Annotated in this window: 18 protein-coding genes; 15 read left to right on the plus strand and 3 right to left on the minus strand. The window is 40.3% G+C overall.

What is annotated here, in order from left to right:
* The first annotated feature begins 333 nt into the window (after window positions 1-333).
* Window positions 334-915, plus strand: coding sequence for a Rok-like winged helix domain-containing protein (locus AC0VYC_RS06840; protein WP_007498648.1), 582 nt, complete (start codon window positions 334-336; stop codon window positions 913-915).
* A gap of 62 nt (window positions 916-977) precedes the next feature.
* Here the strand turns inward: AC0VYC_RS06840 and AC0VYC_RS06845 are convergent, their stop codons facing one another.
* Window positions 978-1,895: a coiled-coil domain-containing protein gene (locus AC0VYC_RS06845; protein WP_144678863.1), complete on the minus strand. Its 918-nt coding sequence runs from the start codon at window positions 1,893-1,895 to the stop codon at window positions 978-980.
* Window positions 1,896-1,978: 83 nt separating this feature from the next.
* On the opposite strand from AC0VYC_RS06845, the gene AC0VYC_RS06850 reads away from it, so the two are divergent.
* Genes AC0VYC_RS06850 through moaD form a run of 6 tightly spaced genes read left to right on the plus strand, consistent with a single transcriptional unit; the run spans window position 1,979 to window position 6,109 of the window.
* Window positions 1,979-2,560, plus strand: coding sequence for a molybdenum cofactor guanylyltransferase (locus AC0VYC_RS06850; RefSeq protein ID WP_208755865.1), 582 nt, complete (start codon window positions 1,979-1,981; stop codon window positions 2,558-2,560).
* Between the two features lie 29 nt (window positions 2,561-2,589).
* Window positions 2,590-3,606, plus strand: a complete 1,017-nt coding sequence (locus tag AC0VYC_RS06855; protein ID WP_045034214.1) for a thiazole biosynthesis adenylyltransferase ThiF — start codon at window positions 2,590-2,592, stop codon at window positions 3,604-3,606.
* Window positions 3,607-3,615: 9 nt separating this feature from the next.
* Complete coding sequence (locus tag AC0VYC_RS06860; protein ID WP_475389772.1) at window positions 3,616-4,890, plus strand: molybdopterin molybdotransferase MoeA; 1,275 nt, start codon at window positions 3,616-3,618, stop codon at window positions 4,888-4,890.
* A complete protein-coding gene (mobB, locus tag AC0VYC_RS06865; RefSeq protein WP_475389773.1) occupies window positions 4,872-5,399 on the plus strand; it encodes a molybdopterin-guanine dinucleotide biosynthesis protein B in 528 nt (175 codons plus the stop codon). Before AC0VYC_RS06860 ends, mobB begins: the two co-directional genes overlap by 19 nt.
* Window positions 5,392-5,883, plus strand: coding sequence for a molybdenum cofactor biosynthesis protein MoaE (locus AC0VYC_RS06870; RefSeq protein ID WP_041092418.1), 492 nt, complete (start codon window positions 5,392-5,394; stop codon window positions 5,881-5,883). Before mobB ends, AC0VYC_RS06870 begins: the two co-directional genes overlap by 8 nt.
* Window positions 5,876-6,109: a molybdopterin converting factor subunit 1 gene (moaD, locus tag AC0VYC_RS06875; protein WP_008345159.1), complete on the plus strand. Its 234-nt coding sequence runs from the start codon at window positions 5,876-5,878 to the stop codon at window positions 6,107-6,109. The genes AC0VYC_RS06870 and moaD overlap by 8 nt, the downstream gene beginning before the upstream one ends.
* Window positions 6,110-6,156: 47 nt before the next feature.
* On the opposite strand, the gene AC0VYC_RS06880 is transcribed toward moaD, so the two are convergent.
* Window positions 6,157-6,534, minus strand: coding sequence for a Rok-like winged helix domain-containing protein (locus AC0VYC_RS06880; RefSeq protein ID WP_039168668.1), 378 nt, complete (start codon window positions 6,532-6,534; stop codon window positions 6,157-6,159).
* Window positions 6,535-7,051: 517 nt separating this feature from the next.
* Here AC0VYC_RS06880 and yknW point away from each other — a divergent pair.
* The 8 genes from yknW (at window position 7,052) to lepB (ending at window position 15,364) form a co-directional block, all read left to right on the plus strand.
* On the plus strand, window positions 7,052-7,672 hold the full coding sequence (gene yknW, locus AC0VYC_RS06885; protein ID WP_024719557.1) for a YknW family membrane protein: 621 nt from the start codon (window positions 7,052-7,054) through the stop codon (window positions 7,670-7,672).
* A gap of 20 nt (window positions 7,673-7,692) precedes the next feature.
* Window positions 7,693-8,799: an efflux RND transporter periplasmic adaptor subunit gene (locus AC0VYC_RS06890; protein ID WP_024719556.1), complete on the plus strand. Its 1,107-nt coding sequence runs from the start codon at window positions 7,693-7,695 to the stop codon at window positions 8,797-8,799.
* Window positions 8,796-9,482, plus strand: coding sequence for an ABC transporter ATP-binding protein (locus tag AC0VYC_RS06895; protein WP_045034218.1), 687 nt, complete (start codon window positions 8,796-8,798; stop codon window positions 9,480-9,482). Before AC0VYC_RS06890 ends, AC0VYC_RS06895 begins: the two co-directional genes overlap by 4 nt.
* A complete protein-coding gene (locus AC0VYC_RS06900; RefSeq protein WP_058337396.1) occupies window positions 9,483-10,676 on the plus strand; it encodes an ABC transporter permease in 1,194 nt (397 codons plus the stop codon).
* Between the two features lie 335 nt (window positions 10,677-11,011).
* On the plus strand, window positions 11,012-11,767 hold the full coding sequence (locus AC0VYC_RS06905) for a DeoR/GlpR family DNA-binding transcription regulator (protein WP_024719553.1): 756 nt from the start codon (window positions 11,012-11,014) through the stop codon (window positions 11,765-11,767).
* Complete coding sequence (pfkB, locus tag AC0VYC_RS06910; RefSeq protein ID WP_047946873.1) at window positions 11,764-12,675, plus strand: 1-phosphofructokinase; 912 nt, start codon at window positions 11,764-11,766, stop codon at window positions 12,673-12,675. The genes AC0VYC_RS06905 and pfkB overlap by 4 nt, the downstream gene beginning before the upstream one ends.
* 13 nt (window positions 12,676-12,688) lie before the next feature.
* Window positions 12,689-14,581 (plus strand): PTS fructose transporter subunit IIABC, encoded by a 1,893-nt coding sequence (locus tag AC0VYC_RS06915; protein WP_008345139.1) that lies wholly within the window; start codon window positions 12,689-12,691, stop codon window positions 14,579-14,581.
* A gap of 210 nt (window positions 14,582-14,791) precedes the next feature.
* Window positions 14,792-15,364: a signal peptidase I gene (gene lepB, locus AC0VYC_RS06920; RefSeq protein ID WP_039168702.1), complete on the plus strand. Its 573-nt coding sequence runs from the start codon at window positions 14,792-14,794 to the stop codon at window positions 15,362-15,364.
* Between the two features lie 63 nt (window positions 15,365-15,427).
* Here lepB and AC0VYC_RS06925 read toward each other — a convergent pair whose 3' ends face one another.
* Window positions 15,428-15,703, minus strand: coding sequence for a hypothetical protein (locus AC0VYC_RS06925; protein WP_024719551.1), 276 nt, complete (start codon window positions 15,701-15,703; stop codon window positions 15,428-15,430).
* Window positions 15,704-15,731 lie beyond the last annotated feature (28 nt).

The following is a 15,731-nucleotide window of genomic DNA, read 5'->3' on the forward strand; positions in this document are numbered from 1 at the left end:
CCTATTTACATTTTCGTTTTGAAATGAAAATGTAAAGATTTTAACTTTTTACTATTCAGAACGTTTTTGCACAAAAGAAATTTCAGTTTGGTAAATAACTATATAAATCAAGTAGTATAAGCATTTATTCAAAATTTTTACAATATTTTAAAGGTGGTCAAAAGCCTATAGTGGCAATGAAATGGGTGCCGATTTTTCTTCTTTGGCAAAATTTTAGTTGGAAATACCTATCTGATAGCAAACTGTAAAATGATAAAAAAATAGTTGATAAAATTAGTTTTCTAATCTAATATTTACTATAGAATATTTTTTATATGATGAGGGGGAAATCCATTGTTTAATGAGAGGGAAGCGTTACGTTTACGATTGGAACAATTAAATGAAGCAGAAGTAAAGGTCATCCGTGAATATCAAATTGAACGAGATGCGATTTACGCAAAACTAAGAGAATTAGACCGTCAAGGTACAGGTCTCGTCACAGATACAAAAAAAGAAGTGCGTACAGAGAGAAAAACAGATTCACTGCCTGTATTAGCTGAGCTGGCTGCACAAGAAATGAGAAGCTACAATCAGCCTGCGCAAACGCAGTCAAACGTTACATCATCTTTAGGAACAGGTCAGCTAAATGGTGCACCTGTAGGTATTCCTGAAGGATCTACAAGACGCAGAAGAGGCACAGCTAGACCTGGATCAAAGGCAGCTAAGCTTCGTGAAGCTGCAATCAAAACATTAAAGCGTCATAATGCGGCAATTAAAAGCTCTGAACTTCAAAAAGAGATTGAAAAAGAAAGCGGTCTTGAAATTCCAAATATGACAACGTTTATGCAAAGCTTAATTAAAATGTACCCAGAAGTGAAGAAACCTTATCGCGGACAGTATATTTTAGAAGGCGACATTCAAACAGAAGACGAATAAATAAAAAAGAAACTGCTGGGCGTAAATGCCAGCAGTTTTTTCTTGCGTACGTGATGAACTGATCACTTTTTTTGATCAACTGTATAGACAATCTTTCGTTCTTTGGGCATGTTGTCGCGCTGTTTTTTAAATCCATCGATCTTCACTGTCATGACCTCTCCACTCCGCTGCACCGCATCAACTTTTGCCTGGAGCGTTTCTACTTGTTCGTTTAGTTTCTTCAAAATCGGTCCTATTTCTTCGGTTGTTTGCAAAATAGGGTCTTGTGAGATCGGCTCGGCATTTGTTTGGGCTGACTGGTCGATATCAGCAAAATGAGAAGCGATCCATTCCTCGCTTTCGGCTAACTGTTTTTGGTAGCTCGTGAGTGTTTCATAAAAAATGGCTTCTTTTGCTTTTTCGATTTGCAGTAATTTTTCTTGTGTTTCATAAAAACGCTCCTGTAGATGCCGCACGCCTTCTTGTAATAAATGAAGCTCTGCGTTTTTATCGCCTAGAGTTTGTTGCAGTTTTTCAATCACAGCGGATAAAGTATTTCCTTTTTTCTCCTCTTTTGCAAGCTGTTTATCTTGGTCTAGTAATCGCTCCTGTAGTTGCTGAGACATTTCCTTATATTTTACAACCTTCAAATGCAATCGGTGCTTTTCCTCTGTTTCTTTTCGTCTATGATAGGTTTCCTTTTGCAGCATTTCATGAAGAAGGACGATTTTATGTAATAATTCCGATTTGCTATAAGAGAGATCCTGTATTTTAGATGATGCTTCGTCTTGGTCAATGGTCATTTCATCCAATTGTTGTTTTAATTGAGTGAAATCCTTTTTCATCTCATGATATTCTTGAGATAGCTTCTTGTTTTTAGCATACGTATATGTGGACTGTAAATCTGAAATCATCTGTTGATATTTGGCCGTTTCAGCTTTTAAAAATAGATTTTCTTGAGACAGATCATGGAATAGGGGAGAAGCATGGCGCCGGTTCATAGGTAGACCCTCCTTATTCATGTTATCAATAAAGTATGCGAAATGAGTGCGATTAGAACAACCATATCAAAGGGGATGAGATGATGAGAATAGTGAATGTGATACTAGCCGGAGGTGCTTCTAGGCGTTTTGGAGAGCCAAAGGCAAGTCATGTCTATCAGGGGAAACCACTATATGAACATGTGAAAGAGCAACTTTTGAAAGGGGAAACCATCATCATCAGTCACCCGAAGCTTCTGCCTTTTTTCAAAGCGAGAGGGGAACAAGCTGTTTGGTTAGATGATGAACAGATGCGTGGGTATGGCCCGCTTGCAGGCATATATACCGCTATGCAAAAGCAAGAAGCAGAGTGGTATTTAGTGACGGCATGTGATATGCCATTCATACGAAAAGAGACAGCCGTCGCTTTATCTTCTTATTGCCATGAGCATGTAGATGCTGTGGTCCCGATGGTGCAGGAAAGATTACAGCCGTTATTTGCGCTTTATCACCGCCGCAGTCTTCCGTTTATTTATGCGTGCTTAAAAGAGAATCAATTAGCTATTAAAGACTTATTACAAAAACTTCACGTCCAGGTTGTTCCAGCCGACGAACTGAACGTGGCACCAAATGAATTTCACAATATCAATAAAAGAAGCGATTTACCTGAAAACGGTATGATATGATACATAAAAACGAGGAGGAGAGAACAATATTGAACGAGCGATATTCAAGGCAAATCTTGTTCCCTCCGGTAGGGGAAAAAGGGCAGTCTGCGCTTGCCGAAAGTCATGTCCTTATTGTTGGAGCTGGTGCACTTGGAACAGCGTCTGCTGAAGGGCTTGTCCGTTCAGGAATTGGTACTTTGACGATTGTAGATCGTGATTATGTCGAATTCTCAAATTTACAGCGGCAGCAGCTGTACACTGAACACGATGCAAAGATGCATGTGCCAAAAGCGGCAGCAGCTAAAAAACGTCTCCAAGAGATCAACCATGAAGTGACCATTCACGCTCTTATTGAAGATGCAGGAGTAGAGCTGTTAAGACCTTTATTCCGAAAGGCAGATATCGTCATTGATGCGACTGATAATTTTGAGACAAGAATGGTGATGAATGACTTATCTTTAGAAACAAATACGCCTTGGATTTACGGTGCCTGTGTGAGCAGTCAGGGAATGTATATGACCATTTTGCCGGGCAAAACACCTTGCTTATCATGTGTGTTTACCTCAGTGCCTGTTGGGGGTTTGACATGTGATACAGCTGGTATTATTTCTCCTGCTGTCCAAATGGTGTCGGCTTATCAGCAAACAGAGGCATTAAAATATTTAACAGGGCATGAAGAGCAAATGGAGCGAAAGTTTGTCACGTTTGATTTGTGGCAGTCGTCTTCGTTTAAAATGGATGTATCTCGTACGAAGCAGGAGAGCTGTCCTTCTTGCGGCACAAATAGAACGTATCCATATTTACAGGAACAGCGCAAAAAAACAGCGGTTCTTTGCGGACGTGACACCGTTCAAATCATATCGAAGGATTTAGAAAACCTTTCATTTCAGCATGTAAAAGAGCGTCTGTCCTCTATTTGTGAGGTGGAAGTGAACGATTTTTTAATTCATATACGCTATGAAAGACATCGTATCGTTTGTTTTAAAGGAGGACGTGTATTAATCCATGGGACAAATGATGAAAAAGTAGCCAATTCATTACTAGCAAGACTGCTAGGCATATAGGAGTGAGAAGTGATGGAAAGACGACAGCCAATTCCAGTAGAAGAGGCAGTAAAGAAAGTCCACCAATTTCAAAAACATGGACAAGTCGAATGGGTTCCTTTAAAGAACAGCCTTGGAAGATGGATTGCAGAGGATATTTTAGCAGATCACGATGTTCCTGCCTTTGATCGTTCTCCGTATGATGGTTTTGCACTTCGAGCAGAAGATACAAAGGATGCATCGAGCGAGCATCCGGTTGAATTTGAGGTCATTGATCATATAGGGGCAGGTATTGTTTCTGCAAAAACGATCGGCCCTTTTCAAGCGATTCGCATCATGACAGGAGCGAAGATTCCAAAAGGAGCAAATGTTGTGATCATGCTCGAATTGACGAAAACGTTTGAAAAAGACGGCAAATCAATGATGTCACTTAAAAGACCTCTGAAAAAGGGTGACAATATTTCTCGCCAAGGAGAAGAGACCCTCAAAGGGAACGTCATGATCAAAAAAGGCTCAAAAGTAACCCCAGGCGTGACGGCGATATTGGCAACGTTCGGGTATGCGGTTGTGCCGGTCGTCAAAAAACCGGTCATCGGTATCATCTCAACAGGTACCGAGCTCCTACAAGTAAGTGATGCCATGGTGGACGGTAAAATTAGAAATAGTAACCTGAGTATGGTGTACGCCCAGGTTCTTGAAGCTGGAGGAGAACCGCTTGATTTAGGCGGTGTATCCGATGATTTTGATCAAAGCTATGAAGCCGTAAAAGCAGCCTTAAGCAAAGTTGATATGCTCATCACAACAGGTGGTGTATCGGTAGGTGATTTTGACTTTTTACCTGCTATTTATGAAAAACTAGGTGCAGATGTGTTGTTTAATAAAGTGGCCATGAGACCTGGAAGTGTGACGACCGTTGCTGCGTTGCCAAATGGTCAATTGCTTTATGGGCTGTCAGGAAATCCGGCTGCCTGTTTTGTTGGCTTTGAACTATTTGTCAAACCGATCATTTATAAATGGTGTTTGAAAGAAAATCCATTTCCCGTTTTTGCTGAGGCGAAGCTGACACATGATTTTCCAAAAGCCAATCCATTCACACGATTTGTTAGAGCATCACTTGATTTCGCTGGCAGTCAGCTGAGTGTGACGCCAACAGGTCTTGATAAATCTAGTGCGGTGACATCTATTGCTCATGCTGATTGTTTCATTGTTTTGCCCGGAGGAACAAGAGGGTTTAGTGCAGGTGACCAGGTCAGCGTTCTGCTATTTCACCACGAAGGCGGTGCTTCATGTTGGATGACAAATTAAACATTCTACAAGTCGTGGGCTATCAAAATAGTGGTAAAACGACGCTGATCGAAAAATTATGTCAGCTGGCTGATCAAGAAGAACTGAAGCTAGGCTGTTTTAAACATCATGGACATGGCGGAAAACCAGACCGTCTGTTCAAACAAAAAGATACGGATCGATATGTTCAAGCGGGTGCATTTGCCGCAGGTGTGGAGGGAGAAGGTGAATGTCACTTTTTCATACGGCACATGACATTCGCGCAACTACTCAACATGTGTCAGCATCTTCCTTTAGATGCCGTCTTGATCGAAGGATACAAACAGGCGCCTTACCGCAAAATCCTGTGTGTCAAAGACGAACAGGAACTCATTGATCTTTCAACACTTTCTCATATACAAGCAGCCATTTATTTCAATAAAGAAATACAATTCACTGAGAAATACCCGTTTCCTGTGTTTTCAGCATTTGATAAGCGCGGGATCACATTTGCTTTTAATTTATTGAAGGGGGAAGCCTCGTATGAATGAACTTTTTAACATCACAAAAGAGCCGATTGATGTGAATGAATTGATTCAGCATGTCACAAGACGCAAAGCGGGAGCCATTACGACATTCATAGGCACGGTAAGAGAATGGACAAATGGCAAAAAAACGCTGCGTTTAACATATGAAGCATACATACCAATGGCGGAAAATATGTTGAGTCAAATTGGACAAGAAATTAAAAAACGCTGGCCCGATACAGAAGCTGCTATTGTGCATCGTATTGGCACTCTTGAGATATGTGACATTGCAGTGGCAATAGCTGTTTCATCACCTCATCGGAAAGCTGCATACGAAGCCAATGAATATGCGATTGAACGAATAAAGGAAATAGTTCCTATTTGGAAAAAGGAATACTGGGAAGATGGAGAGGCTTGGATAGGTGATCAGCTTGAAACCGTTTCATACCCGGAAGGAAAACCTAGTACTCTCCAACTTAACGAGAAAGAAGGGAAGCGGCATGATTAGCGTATTATTGTTCGCCGGCCTTGCTGAGAAGGCCGGTAAACAACAAATCATCATTCAAAAAGATCAAACAACGGTTGATGAGATTAAAATAGAATTACAGGAGGTATATGGTGTTGATACTGCACAAAACGTGATGGTTGCAGTCAACGAAATATATACGAGGGGAAATGCTGAAGTGCGTAGCGGGGACACTGTTGCACTCATTCCTCCTGTAAGTGGTGGATAATAGATATTAGAGGACTTGGTTATGGCCGGCGGCTGTAACCAATTTTTTTATGTGTGAAAAGATTGTAGAGGTACTTGGGTATGATCTTCGTAAATAAAACATCCCCGGCGTGCTTTAGAAATGTGAGGATCGAGCTGTTGAATGAGATCATACAATTCGCTGATTCGTCTCACATTGAAATCTGTTCGTGCTTGAAGCTGTTCTTTTAATTCTTTTGTGCTCACAATGCTTCCCTTTTTTTCTTTAATAATATCTACACACCTTGCTGCGTAGTATATTTTGTCATTAGAAGGTCTGCTCTCTTTCATATCAAGTAATTTAAGCTCATGATAAATCAGTTCTCTTTCCTTTCGAAAGTATTGCCATGCTTCTTGTTCCTTTTCATAAAGTAAAATCAATTGCAGTTTCAATTTTTCTCTTAACATTCACTTGACTCCATTTCCACTATCATTTAACCTACCTCTATTTTACATTATATGAAAAAATAACATTTGATCAAGTAAAATCCTTTTATTTTTATTTTTTTAATATGAAAGTATTGTTACTAAAGGCTCATCTGTTCTATAAAAGGCGCTAAACATAGTCCTATAAAGCCGGGATTCATTGAAATTACTAGGAATATTTTAACAAAAAATTGTTGTGTCTAACTGAGACCATCTGAATCCAAAGGAAAAGGATATTTATTCCGAAAGACATGTTGTTTACTTCATAAAATGTTTTTCAGTCAGTAAAATCAGGATTTTTTCATATGAATATGGTCGGTCCAAGTATCATTTGAAGGATGTCGTTCATGAAAATAGAATAATAGATTCAATCCTATCACTATGAAAATAAGAAAATCAAATGATCTATCACTTATTGGCAATCTTTTGATAAAATAGAAACAACAAGAGTATGAAAAAACGTTTCCATACTTACAGCACATGGATAGGATGACATTTGATGAAAGAAACAACGCAAAAACCCACAATTATAGGCGTAAGCACAAGACCATCAGAGCATTTAAAAAGAGTGTGGGAGCAGCCATTCGTTTGGTGGCCTTTATCATGTGTGCTTGTATTAACAGTTGTTGTCACTTATTTGTCTCAGCTAGTGAATGAAGGAATGTGGGCAGATTTAATTTTACCAATCCCTTTCGTTTATGTGATCACGCTCATTGGTTTGGTCATTGGGATTGTCATTAATACTGCCGTATACAAGTTCATCGTCTTTTTAGCAAAAGGTGATGCAACGTTTCAGCAGCTATTTTCAGGTGTGCTTTATATCACACCTATTACGATCATTGGTACGATCATTTCTCATTTAGCGATCATTATGTTTCATGTGCCAAAAGATATCACTATTACCTCATTAAACGCATTCATTCGAATGTCTGGTTCATGGCATGCTGTGTTAGGAAATATTGACCTTTTTGTGATCTGGAATCTTGTTTTAACAGGCTTTTTATTGATCAAGGTCGGCCGCATTTCGCCAAGAATATCTTGGATTATTGTGAGTGTCTTTTATGTATTATCTTTAATTTTTCAATATGTAGGAACTACGATCACCATCAACATGCAGTAAGCTGGAGGTAGAATGTTTTTATGAGAAAGAAAATCATCATCGGATCCATTATCATTATTGTGATTGGTCTATTTATTGGATTTAATATTGCAAAAAACCAATCAAAGCCTGCTTCTACGGCATCATTTAAAACAGTCCAACTTGCATCAAAAGAAATAACCTCTAAGGTGATGACGCCTGGAACACTTTCATTCTCGGAGGAGCAATTTATTTATACAGAAGAGGAGAAGGGAAGCCTGAATCATATCGCTGTGAAAGAAGGAGAAAAAGTGAAAGCTGGAACACCGCTCCTTACATATGAAAATAAGGAACTGGAGCTTGAAGAACAGCAGCAAGCACTTGCGGCTGAATCAAGTACACTAAAGCTTGAACAATTACAAAATAGACTCAATTCATTAGATGAAAATCAGGGAAAAAAGGCGGGCTCTGATTCGAAAAACGAGCGAGATCAGCTTGAACTCGAACTCAAAGCTGCTGAATTAGAGCAAAAACAAGCGGAGCTTAACCAAGAAAAAGTAAAGGCACAAATAGAAGATTTAACGATACATAGCAAAATTGAAGGAACAGTCATCTCCATCGAGCAAGATGCTGGCGCAGGGAAGCTAGAAGAGAGACAGCCGGTAATCCATATTGCCAATGAGAAAAAAATGATTGTACGAGGCTTAATCAGTGAGTATGATGCTATGAAAGTCAAAAAGAAACAAAAAGTAAAGGTAACGTCTGATGTCATTCGCGGAAAGAGTTGGCAAGGAGTGGTGAAAAAAGTGGGCGCTGTGCCTGCCCAGTCAACAGCAGAAACAGCTGCTAGTGATCAAACCGTACAATATCCAGTCGAAATTGAAATAAAAGGGAAAAAGCCGGATGCAAAACCAGGCTTTAAAATGATCATGGAAATTGAAACGGACAAGCGTCAAGTGCACACAATTCCTGAAACAGCTGTGAAAAAAGAGAAAGATGGTTCATACGTTTATGTTGTTGAAAAGAATGCACTGAAGAAAGTAAAAGTGACATTAGGTGAAACGTCAGGTCAAGATCTTGAAGTGACGAAAGGTTTAACAAAAGAAGATCAAATCATTGCAGAGCCATCAGATGATATGTATGACGGAATGGAAGTGAATGCTGAATGATTCAGCTTTCAAACGTGACAAAAAGCTACGAAGTCGCTGAGGAGACATTTGATGTATTAAGTGAAGTGGACCTCGTCATTGGTAAAGGCGAGTATATGTCCATTATGGGCCCGTCCGGCTCTGGGAAATCAACGTTAATGAATATCATTGGCTGTCTGGACCACCCGACCTCCGGACAGTACCATTTTCAAGGTATGGAGCTGTCGGCAGCAAAGGATCAAGAACTGGCAGTGATTCGAAATCGATCCATTGGTTTTGTTTTTCAACAATTTTATTTACTGCCTAGATTAAATGCGAGGCGAAATGTTGAACTTCCGATGATTTACGCTGGTATCAGTCAAAAGGAAAGAAAAGAACGTGCGGAAATGGCACTTGAAAAGGTTGGTTTGGCAGATCGAATGAAGCATATGCCAAACGAGTTGTCAGGGGGTCAAAAGCAAAGAGTAGCCATCGCACGTGCGATTGTCAATGAGCCGGAGCTTATCTTGGCAGATGAACCAACAGGCGCTCTTGATTCAAAAACGAGCGGCTCGATTATGGAACAGTTTACAAAGCTCAATGAGGAAGGAACAACGGTTGTGCTCGTTACTCATGAAGAAGAAATAGCTGCGTATACAAACCGGATAGTCGTTGTGAGAGATGGACGCCTCGCTCAAGATAGATTGATACAAGGAGACGAATGAATGAAACTCTTTGAAAATATCAAAATAGCGCTGAATTCTGTCCTTGCTCATAAATTGCGGTCTATTTTAACGATGCTTGGCATTATTATTGGGGTTGGCTCGGTGATTGCAGTCGTTGCCATCGGTCAAGGCGGCGAGCAAATGCTGAAAGAATCAATTTCAGGGCCAAACAATACCATTGATATGACCTATACACCCTCTGATGAGGAGTTAAATGCGAATCCGAATGCGTTATTTGAAGCCACATTTACTGAAGAAGACATTCAAAGTGTTCAAGCATTGAATGGGGTTAAACAGGTTGCCTCCTCCACGGCACAAGGCATGCAATTAAGATTCCAAGATACAACAATAGATGCAACGGTCAATGGGATTAATGAAGGTTACACGAATGTACACTCGTTACATATAGCAGAAGGACAGGACTTACGTGAAATCGATTTTAGGAGCGGAAGAAGGGCAGCTGTTATTTCAGAAGGGATACAAAAAGAATTGTTTAATGGAGAGAAGGCAGTAGGCGAGTTGATTTGGATGAATGGACAGCCGGTTGAGGTGATCGGAGTTCTAGCAAAACAGGAAGGGCTGTTTTCATTTGATATGAATGAAATATATGTCCCTTTTGCAATGCTGACAACTGCATTTGGTGTGAAAGAATATGATAAGTTGTCTATTCAAGTCGCACATGTTGATCAAATGAAAGAAGTAGGAAAGAGTGCGGCTGCACGCTTAAATGAAAATCACCATACAGAAAATGCTTACGAAATGATCAATCTGGAAGAGATTGCAGCAGGCATTGGTCAGATTACGTCTGTCATGACAACAATCATTGGCTCAATTGCTGGTATCTCATTACTTGTCGGCGGCATTGGTGTCATGAATATTATGCTCGTATCTGTCACAGAAAGAACAAGAGAAATTGGAATTCGAAAGGCACTTGGGGCAACTAGGGCTCAAATACTCGTTCAGTTTTTAATTGAGTCTGTCGTCCTTACACTGATCGGTGGGTTACTTGGAATCGCGCTTGGCTTAGGAGGTGCTTCACTTGTGTCACTGTTTGCAGGGTGGCCCTCTCTTGTATCGTGGCAAATCGTATGTGGAGGCGTCCTATTTAGTATGCTCATTGGTATTATTTTTGGACTGATTCCTGCCAATAAAGCAGCGAGGCTCGATCCTATTGAATCACTTAGATATGAATAATCCTAAAGTTAACGTTCAAGGTGCTGACAAGAAGGTAGAACGAGATATGTTGCCTGCTGTTCCGCACCTGAAGCCTTTATGCAAAACGCATAAAGGCTTTTTTTCGTTCAATTGAATGAAATGAAAAATGATAGAAATGCTAATATCATGACTTTCTTCTCAATGTCACATATTTTTCAGTTTACAAATGGTACATATAAAGGTAAGATGACCATTGTGAAAGATTTTGATAGTTATTGAATGTATTTGATTGTTTTGTATTGATAATGTTGAAAAAAGCGATTACAATAAAGGTGCGCGCAAAATGAATACGTTTTCAAAAGGGGGTGTTTTCAATGCTAACACCAGAAAGACATCAACTCATTATCGACTATTTAGAAGAAAACGATGTCATCAAAATACAGGACTTAACGATTATGACGGATGCGTCTGAATCTACAATTAGAAGAGATTTGTCAGCCCTCGAAGAAAAAGGTTTTCTTAAAAGAGTTCATGGAGGAGCTGCTAAAATATCTAGTATTCGTCTTGAGCCAGATGTGTTTGAGAAATCTGCCAAAAACCTTCATGAAAAGTCATTGATTGCAGAGGCAGCTGCATCACTTTTAAAACAAGGCGATTGTATTTACTTAGATGCTGGTACGACAACACAGCAAATGATTGACTTTATCGATCCAGATCAAGATATCGTGGTGGTGACAAATGGTGTCATGCACATTGAAGCACTCATGAGAAAAGGCATTTCTTTTTACCTGATAGGCGGATCAGTGAAACATCGAACAGGAGCCATGGTGGGAGCCGCAGCTTTGACAGCTATGGAAAATTACCGTTTTGACAAAAGCTTTGTTGGGACGAACGGCATTCATCCCGAGGCAGGGTTTACAACACCTGATCCAGAAGAAGCGCTCATTAAAAAAAGAGCTATAAAGCAGGCGAAAAAAACCTACATTTTAACAGATGCCTCAAAGTTTGGCGAAATATCGTTTTCAACCTTTGCTAGTTTACAGGAAGCCACCATTATCACAAACGACGCAAAAGAGGATTCATTCGATAATTACCATGAAAAAACGGTTATAAAGGTAGTGAAAACATGATTTATACAGTTACTTTAAACCCATCAGTTGATTACATCGTACACGTGGAGGATTTTGCGGTCGGCGGTTTAAATCGTTCAACCTATGACAAAAAATATCCAGGTGGTAAAGGAATCAATGTCTCAAGGCTTTTAAAACGGCACGGTGTTGAATCAAAAGCACTTGGATTCATTGGCGGTTTTACAGGCAAATATATTCAAGACTTTTTACAAAACGAACAATTACAAACAGCCTTTCATGAGGTGTCAGAAGATACACGTATCAATGTGAAACTAAAAACAGGCGAAGAAACGGAAATCAACGGGCTCGGTCCAAGTATTACTGAAGCACAGTTCGATTCGTTTTTATCCCAATTCACTTCATTAACAGAAGGCGATGTCGTTGTATTAGCAGGCAGCATTCCTTCTTCACTGCCTCATAACACATATGAGCGCATTGCTGAAGTATGTGCGAAGCAAGGGGTAAGAGTAGTACTTGATATTTCTGGAGAAGCCTTAAAAAAAGCAGCAGATCTGAAACCATTCTTAATGAAACCGAACCATCATGAGTTAGGTGAAATGTTTGAAACCAGTATTTCATCTGCAGAAGAAGCCATTCCTTATGGGGAAAAGCTGTTGGAACAAGGTGCTGAACATGTCATTGTATCTATGGCTGGAGACGGCGCTCTCTTATTTAGTAAGGAAGGGATCTTTCAATCTAATGTTCCAAAAGGCAAGTTGATCAACTCAGTTGGTGCAGGGGATTCAGTCGTTGCAGGATTCTTAGCTGGCGTTTCTAAAGGCCTTTCCATAGAAGAATCATTTAAGCTTGGCGTCACATCAGGAAGTGCTACAGCATTTTCTGAGGAACTTGGAACAAAAGAGCTTGTCGATACATTATTGCCACAAGTAAAAGTCACACGCATTTAAAGGAGGAGTCATCATGAAAATTACAGAACTACTCACGAAGCATACGATTAAGCTTCAATTAGACAGCCAGCAAAAAGAAGCCGTTATTGAAGAACTGGTCACTGTATTAGATACAGCTGGTAAATTAAATGATAAAGAAGGCTACAAAGCAGCTGTTGTTAATCGTGAAAAACAAAGCTCTACGGGAATCGGAGAAGGAATTGCGATTCCTCATGCGAAAACAGCAAGTGTGAAAGAACCTGCTATTGCATTTGGTCGTTCAACAGCTGGTGTAGATTATGAATCATTAGACGGACAGCCAAGTCATCTTGTCTTTATGATTGCAGCAACTGAAGGCGCAAACAACACGCATTTAGAAGCACTTTCTCGTTTATCCACACTTCTCATGCGTGAAGAGATCCGAAAGCAACTTCTTGAAGCGGCTACTGAAGATGAAATCATTGAAATTATCAATACACATGATAAAGACGATGAAGAAGAAGAGGAAGTCAAAGAGGAACCGGCTGCACCGGGAAAACCTGCTAAAATTTTAGCGGTGACAGCTTGTCCAACAGGCATCGCGCATACATTTATGGCCGCAGATGCTTTGAAAGAAAAAGCAAAAGAAATGGGCGTTGACATTAAAGTTGAGACAAACGGTTCTAGTGGAATTAAACATGCCCTGACAGCAAAAGAAATTGAAGAAGCGCCAGCTATTATTGTGGCAGCTGATAAACAAGTGGAAATGGAACGCTTTAAAGGCAAACATGTCATTGAAGTACCTGTGACAGCTGGAATTCGCCGTCCGCAAGAATTGATCGAAAAAGCCATCAATCAAGATGCGCCGATTTATAAAGGTTCAGGCGGCAGTTCTTCAAAAGATGAAAATGAATCGTCAGGTAAGGGAAGAAGTGGATTCTATAAGCACTTAATGAGCGGTGTAAGCAACATGCTTCCGTTTGTTGTTGGGGGCGGTATCCTCGTTGCGATTTCATTCTTCTGGGGAATTAACTCAGCTGACCCTAAAGATCCTTCTTTCAATTCATTTGCAGCTGTATTAAAAGGAATTGGCGGAGATAATGCGCTTGCCTTAATCGTTGCTGTATTAGCTGGATTTATCGCAATGAGTATTGCAGACCGTCCAGGTTTCGCACCAGGTATGGTTGGCGGATTCATGGCCTCTGCAGCAGGTGCTGGATTCTTAGGCGGATTGATTGCTGGTTTCCTTGCTGGTTACATTGTGGTGCTACTCAAAAAAGTATTCACTTTTGTACCACAGTCGCTCGATGGTATTAAACCAGTTCTGCTCTATCCATTGTTCGGTATTTTCTTTACAGGGATTATCATGCATTACATCGTCAACACACCTGTTAAAATGGTCATGGACGGATTAACACACTGGCTTGAATCACTTGGTACTGGAAACCTTGTATTAATGGGGATTATTTTAGCTGGTATGATGGCCATTGATATGGGTGGTCCGATTAACAAAGCGGCCTACACATTTGGTCTTGCGATGATTGCTGCTGGCAACTATGCACCGCATGCTGCGATTATGGCAGGTGGAATGGTGCCGCCTCTAGGAATTGCCCTAGCGACAACGATCTTTAGAAACAAATTCTCTAAACGTGACCGCGAAGCAGGTATTACATGCTACTTCATGGGAGCTGCGTTCATTACGGAAGGGGCGATCCCGTTTGCAGCGGCAGATCCTCTGCGCGTCATTCCTTCAGCTGTGATTGGTGCAGCAGTTGCAGGTGGATTAACAGAATTCTTTAGAGTGACGCTTCCTGCACCACACGGCGGACTATTCGTTTTCTGGGTAACAAATCATCCAGTTCTTTACATCATCAGCATCTTAATCGGTGCCATTGTTACAGCGCTACTTCTCGGAATTCTAAAAAAACCAGTCCGACAAGAAGCTTAATTTGAAAAGAAGCATCGTGAAGAGCGGTGCTTCTTTTTGTTTAATCATCAGCAAATTAGGAAAAAATATCTAATTGAATGGTTGTCTTGTGAATTTTTAAATAACATGTGATAAAGTAAAGTTATTCAATTCGCGTTTCAAGTCTTTTAGCAGAAAGTCTTAGGAGGAAGCAGTATTTTGAACGAAGAAAACAAACAAAACGAAAATGACATTCAATCTGATGGGAAACAAGCCAAAAAAGAGAAGAAAAGTTCTCTGTTTGAATGGATCAAAGCCATTTTAATTGCACTTGCCCTCGTCCTCATCATCCGTACGTTTATTTTTGAGCCGTATGTGGTGGAAGGAGAGTCAATGGAACCAACCCTTCATGATGGAGAAAAGCTGTTTGTTAACAAAACCATCAACTATCTCGGTGGAGTCAAACGTGGTGACATCGTGATTATTAATGGAAAAGACGGTCAGAAAATTCATTATGTCAAACGATTGATCGGCCTTCCAGGCGACACGATTGAAATGAAGGATGATACGCTTTACATTAATGGTAAAAAAGTAGATGAGCCTTATTTAAAAGAGAACAAGGCGCATGCCAAAGAGTATGAGGTACATTTAACAGGAGATTTTGGTCCAGTGAAAGTACCGAACAACGATTACTTTGTTATGGGTGACAACAGACTGAATTCTATGGACAGTCGAAATGGACTCGGACTCATTGAAAAGGATCGGATTGTCGGCACATCAGAATTTGTTTTCTTCCCATTTGGCGATATTCGACAAACACAATAAATACACCTTTCTCAATGCGTAAGAAAGGTGCTTGAATGGACGACCCTTCATGTAGGGTCGTTTTTAATTTGGTGTGAGCATCGTGACAATGATGACAATGGCCAAAACAGAAGCGAAAACGGACCCGGTAATCGCCACAACAGAACGGAATAATCCAATTTTCACATTGTCTTTTCCGCGCTTTTGTAAAAAGCGTTTTGAAAAGATATGGACCAGTGTGTAAATGAGGACAAGTCCAATATAAAGGCCAAAGTCTCTTGCATTAAAGCCAGTCGCCGATAAATAAATGCCCATAAAGAAAATCAATAAACAGTATTCCATGAGTGTGAGTAATCTCAAATCGCCCGAACTCCTTCAACAAAAACAT

The sequence above is a fragment of the Bacillus sp. iso_77 genome (assembly GCF_056173625.1).

Bases quoted from the DNA above. Each gene is read 5' to 3' on its own strand.
- AC0VYC_RS06845 (WP_144678863.1), bottom strand. From the start codon at position 1,895: ATGAACCGGCGCCATGCTTCTCCCCTATTCCATGATCTGTCTCAAGAA.
- AC0VYC_RS06850 (WP_208755865.1), top strand. From the start codon at position 1,979: ATGAGAATAGTGAATGTGATACTAGCCGGAGGTGCTTCTAGGCGTTTT.
- mobB (WP_475389773.1), top strand. From the start codon at position 4,872: ATGTTGGATGACAAATTAAACATTCTACAAGTCGTGGGCTATCAAAAT.
- AC0VYC_RS06870 (WP_041092418.1), top strand. From the start codon at position 5,392: ATGAATGAACTTTTTAACATCACAAAAGAGCCGATTGATGTGAATGAA.
- moaD (WP_008345159.1), top strand. From the start codon at position 5,876: ATGATTAGCGTATTATTGTTCGCCGGCCTTGCTGAGAAGGCCGGTAAA.
- AC0VYC_RS06880 (WP_039168668.1), bottom strand. From the start codon at position 6,534: ATGTTAAGAGAAAAATTGAAACTGCAATTGATTTTACTTTATGAAAAG.
- yknW (WP_024719557.1), top strand. From the start codon at position 7,052: ATGAAAGAAACAACGCAAAAACCCACAATTATAGGCGTAAGCACAAGA.
- AC0VYC_RS06890 (WP_024719556.1), top strand. From the start codon at position 7,693: ATGAGAAAGAAAATCATCATCGGATCCATTATCATTATTGTGATTGGT.
- AC0VYC_RS06895 (WP_045034218.1), top strand. From the start codon at position 8,796: ATGATTCAGCTTTCAAACGTGACAAAAAGCTACGAAGTCGCTGAGGAG.
- AC0VYC_RS06900 (WP_058337396.1), top strand. From the start codon at position 9,483: ATGAAACTCTTTGAAAATATCAAAATAGCGCTGAATTCTGTCCTTGCT.
- AC0VYC_RS06905 (WP_024719553.1), top strand. From the start codon at position 11,012: ATGCTAACACCAGAAAGACATCAACTCATTATCGACTATTTAGAAGAA.
- pfkB (WP_047946873.1), top strand. From the start codon at position 11,764: ATGATTTATACAGTTACTTTAAACCCATCAGTTGATTACATCGTACAC.
- AC0VYC_RS06915 (WP_008345139.1), top strand. From the start codon at position 12,689: ATGAAAATTACAGAACTACTCACGAAGCATACGATTAAGCTTCAATTA.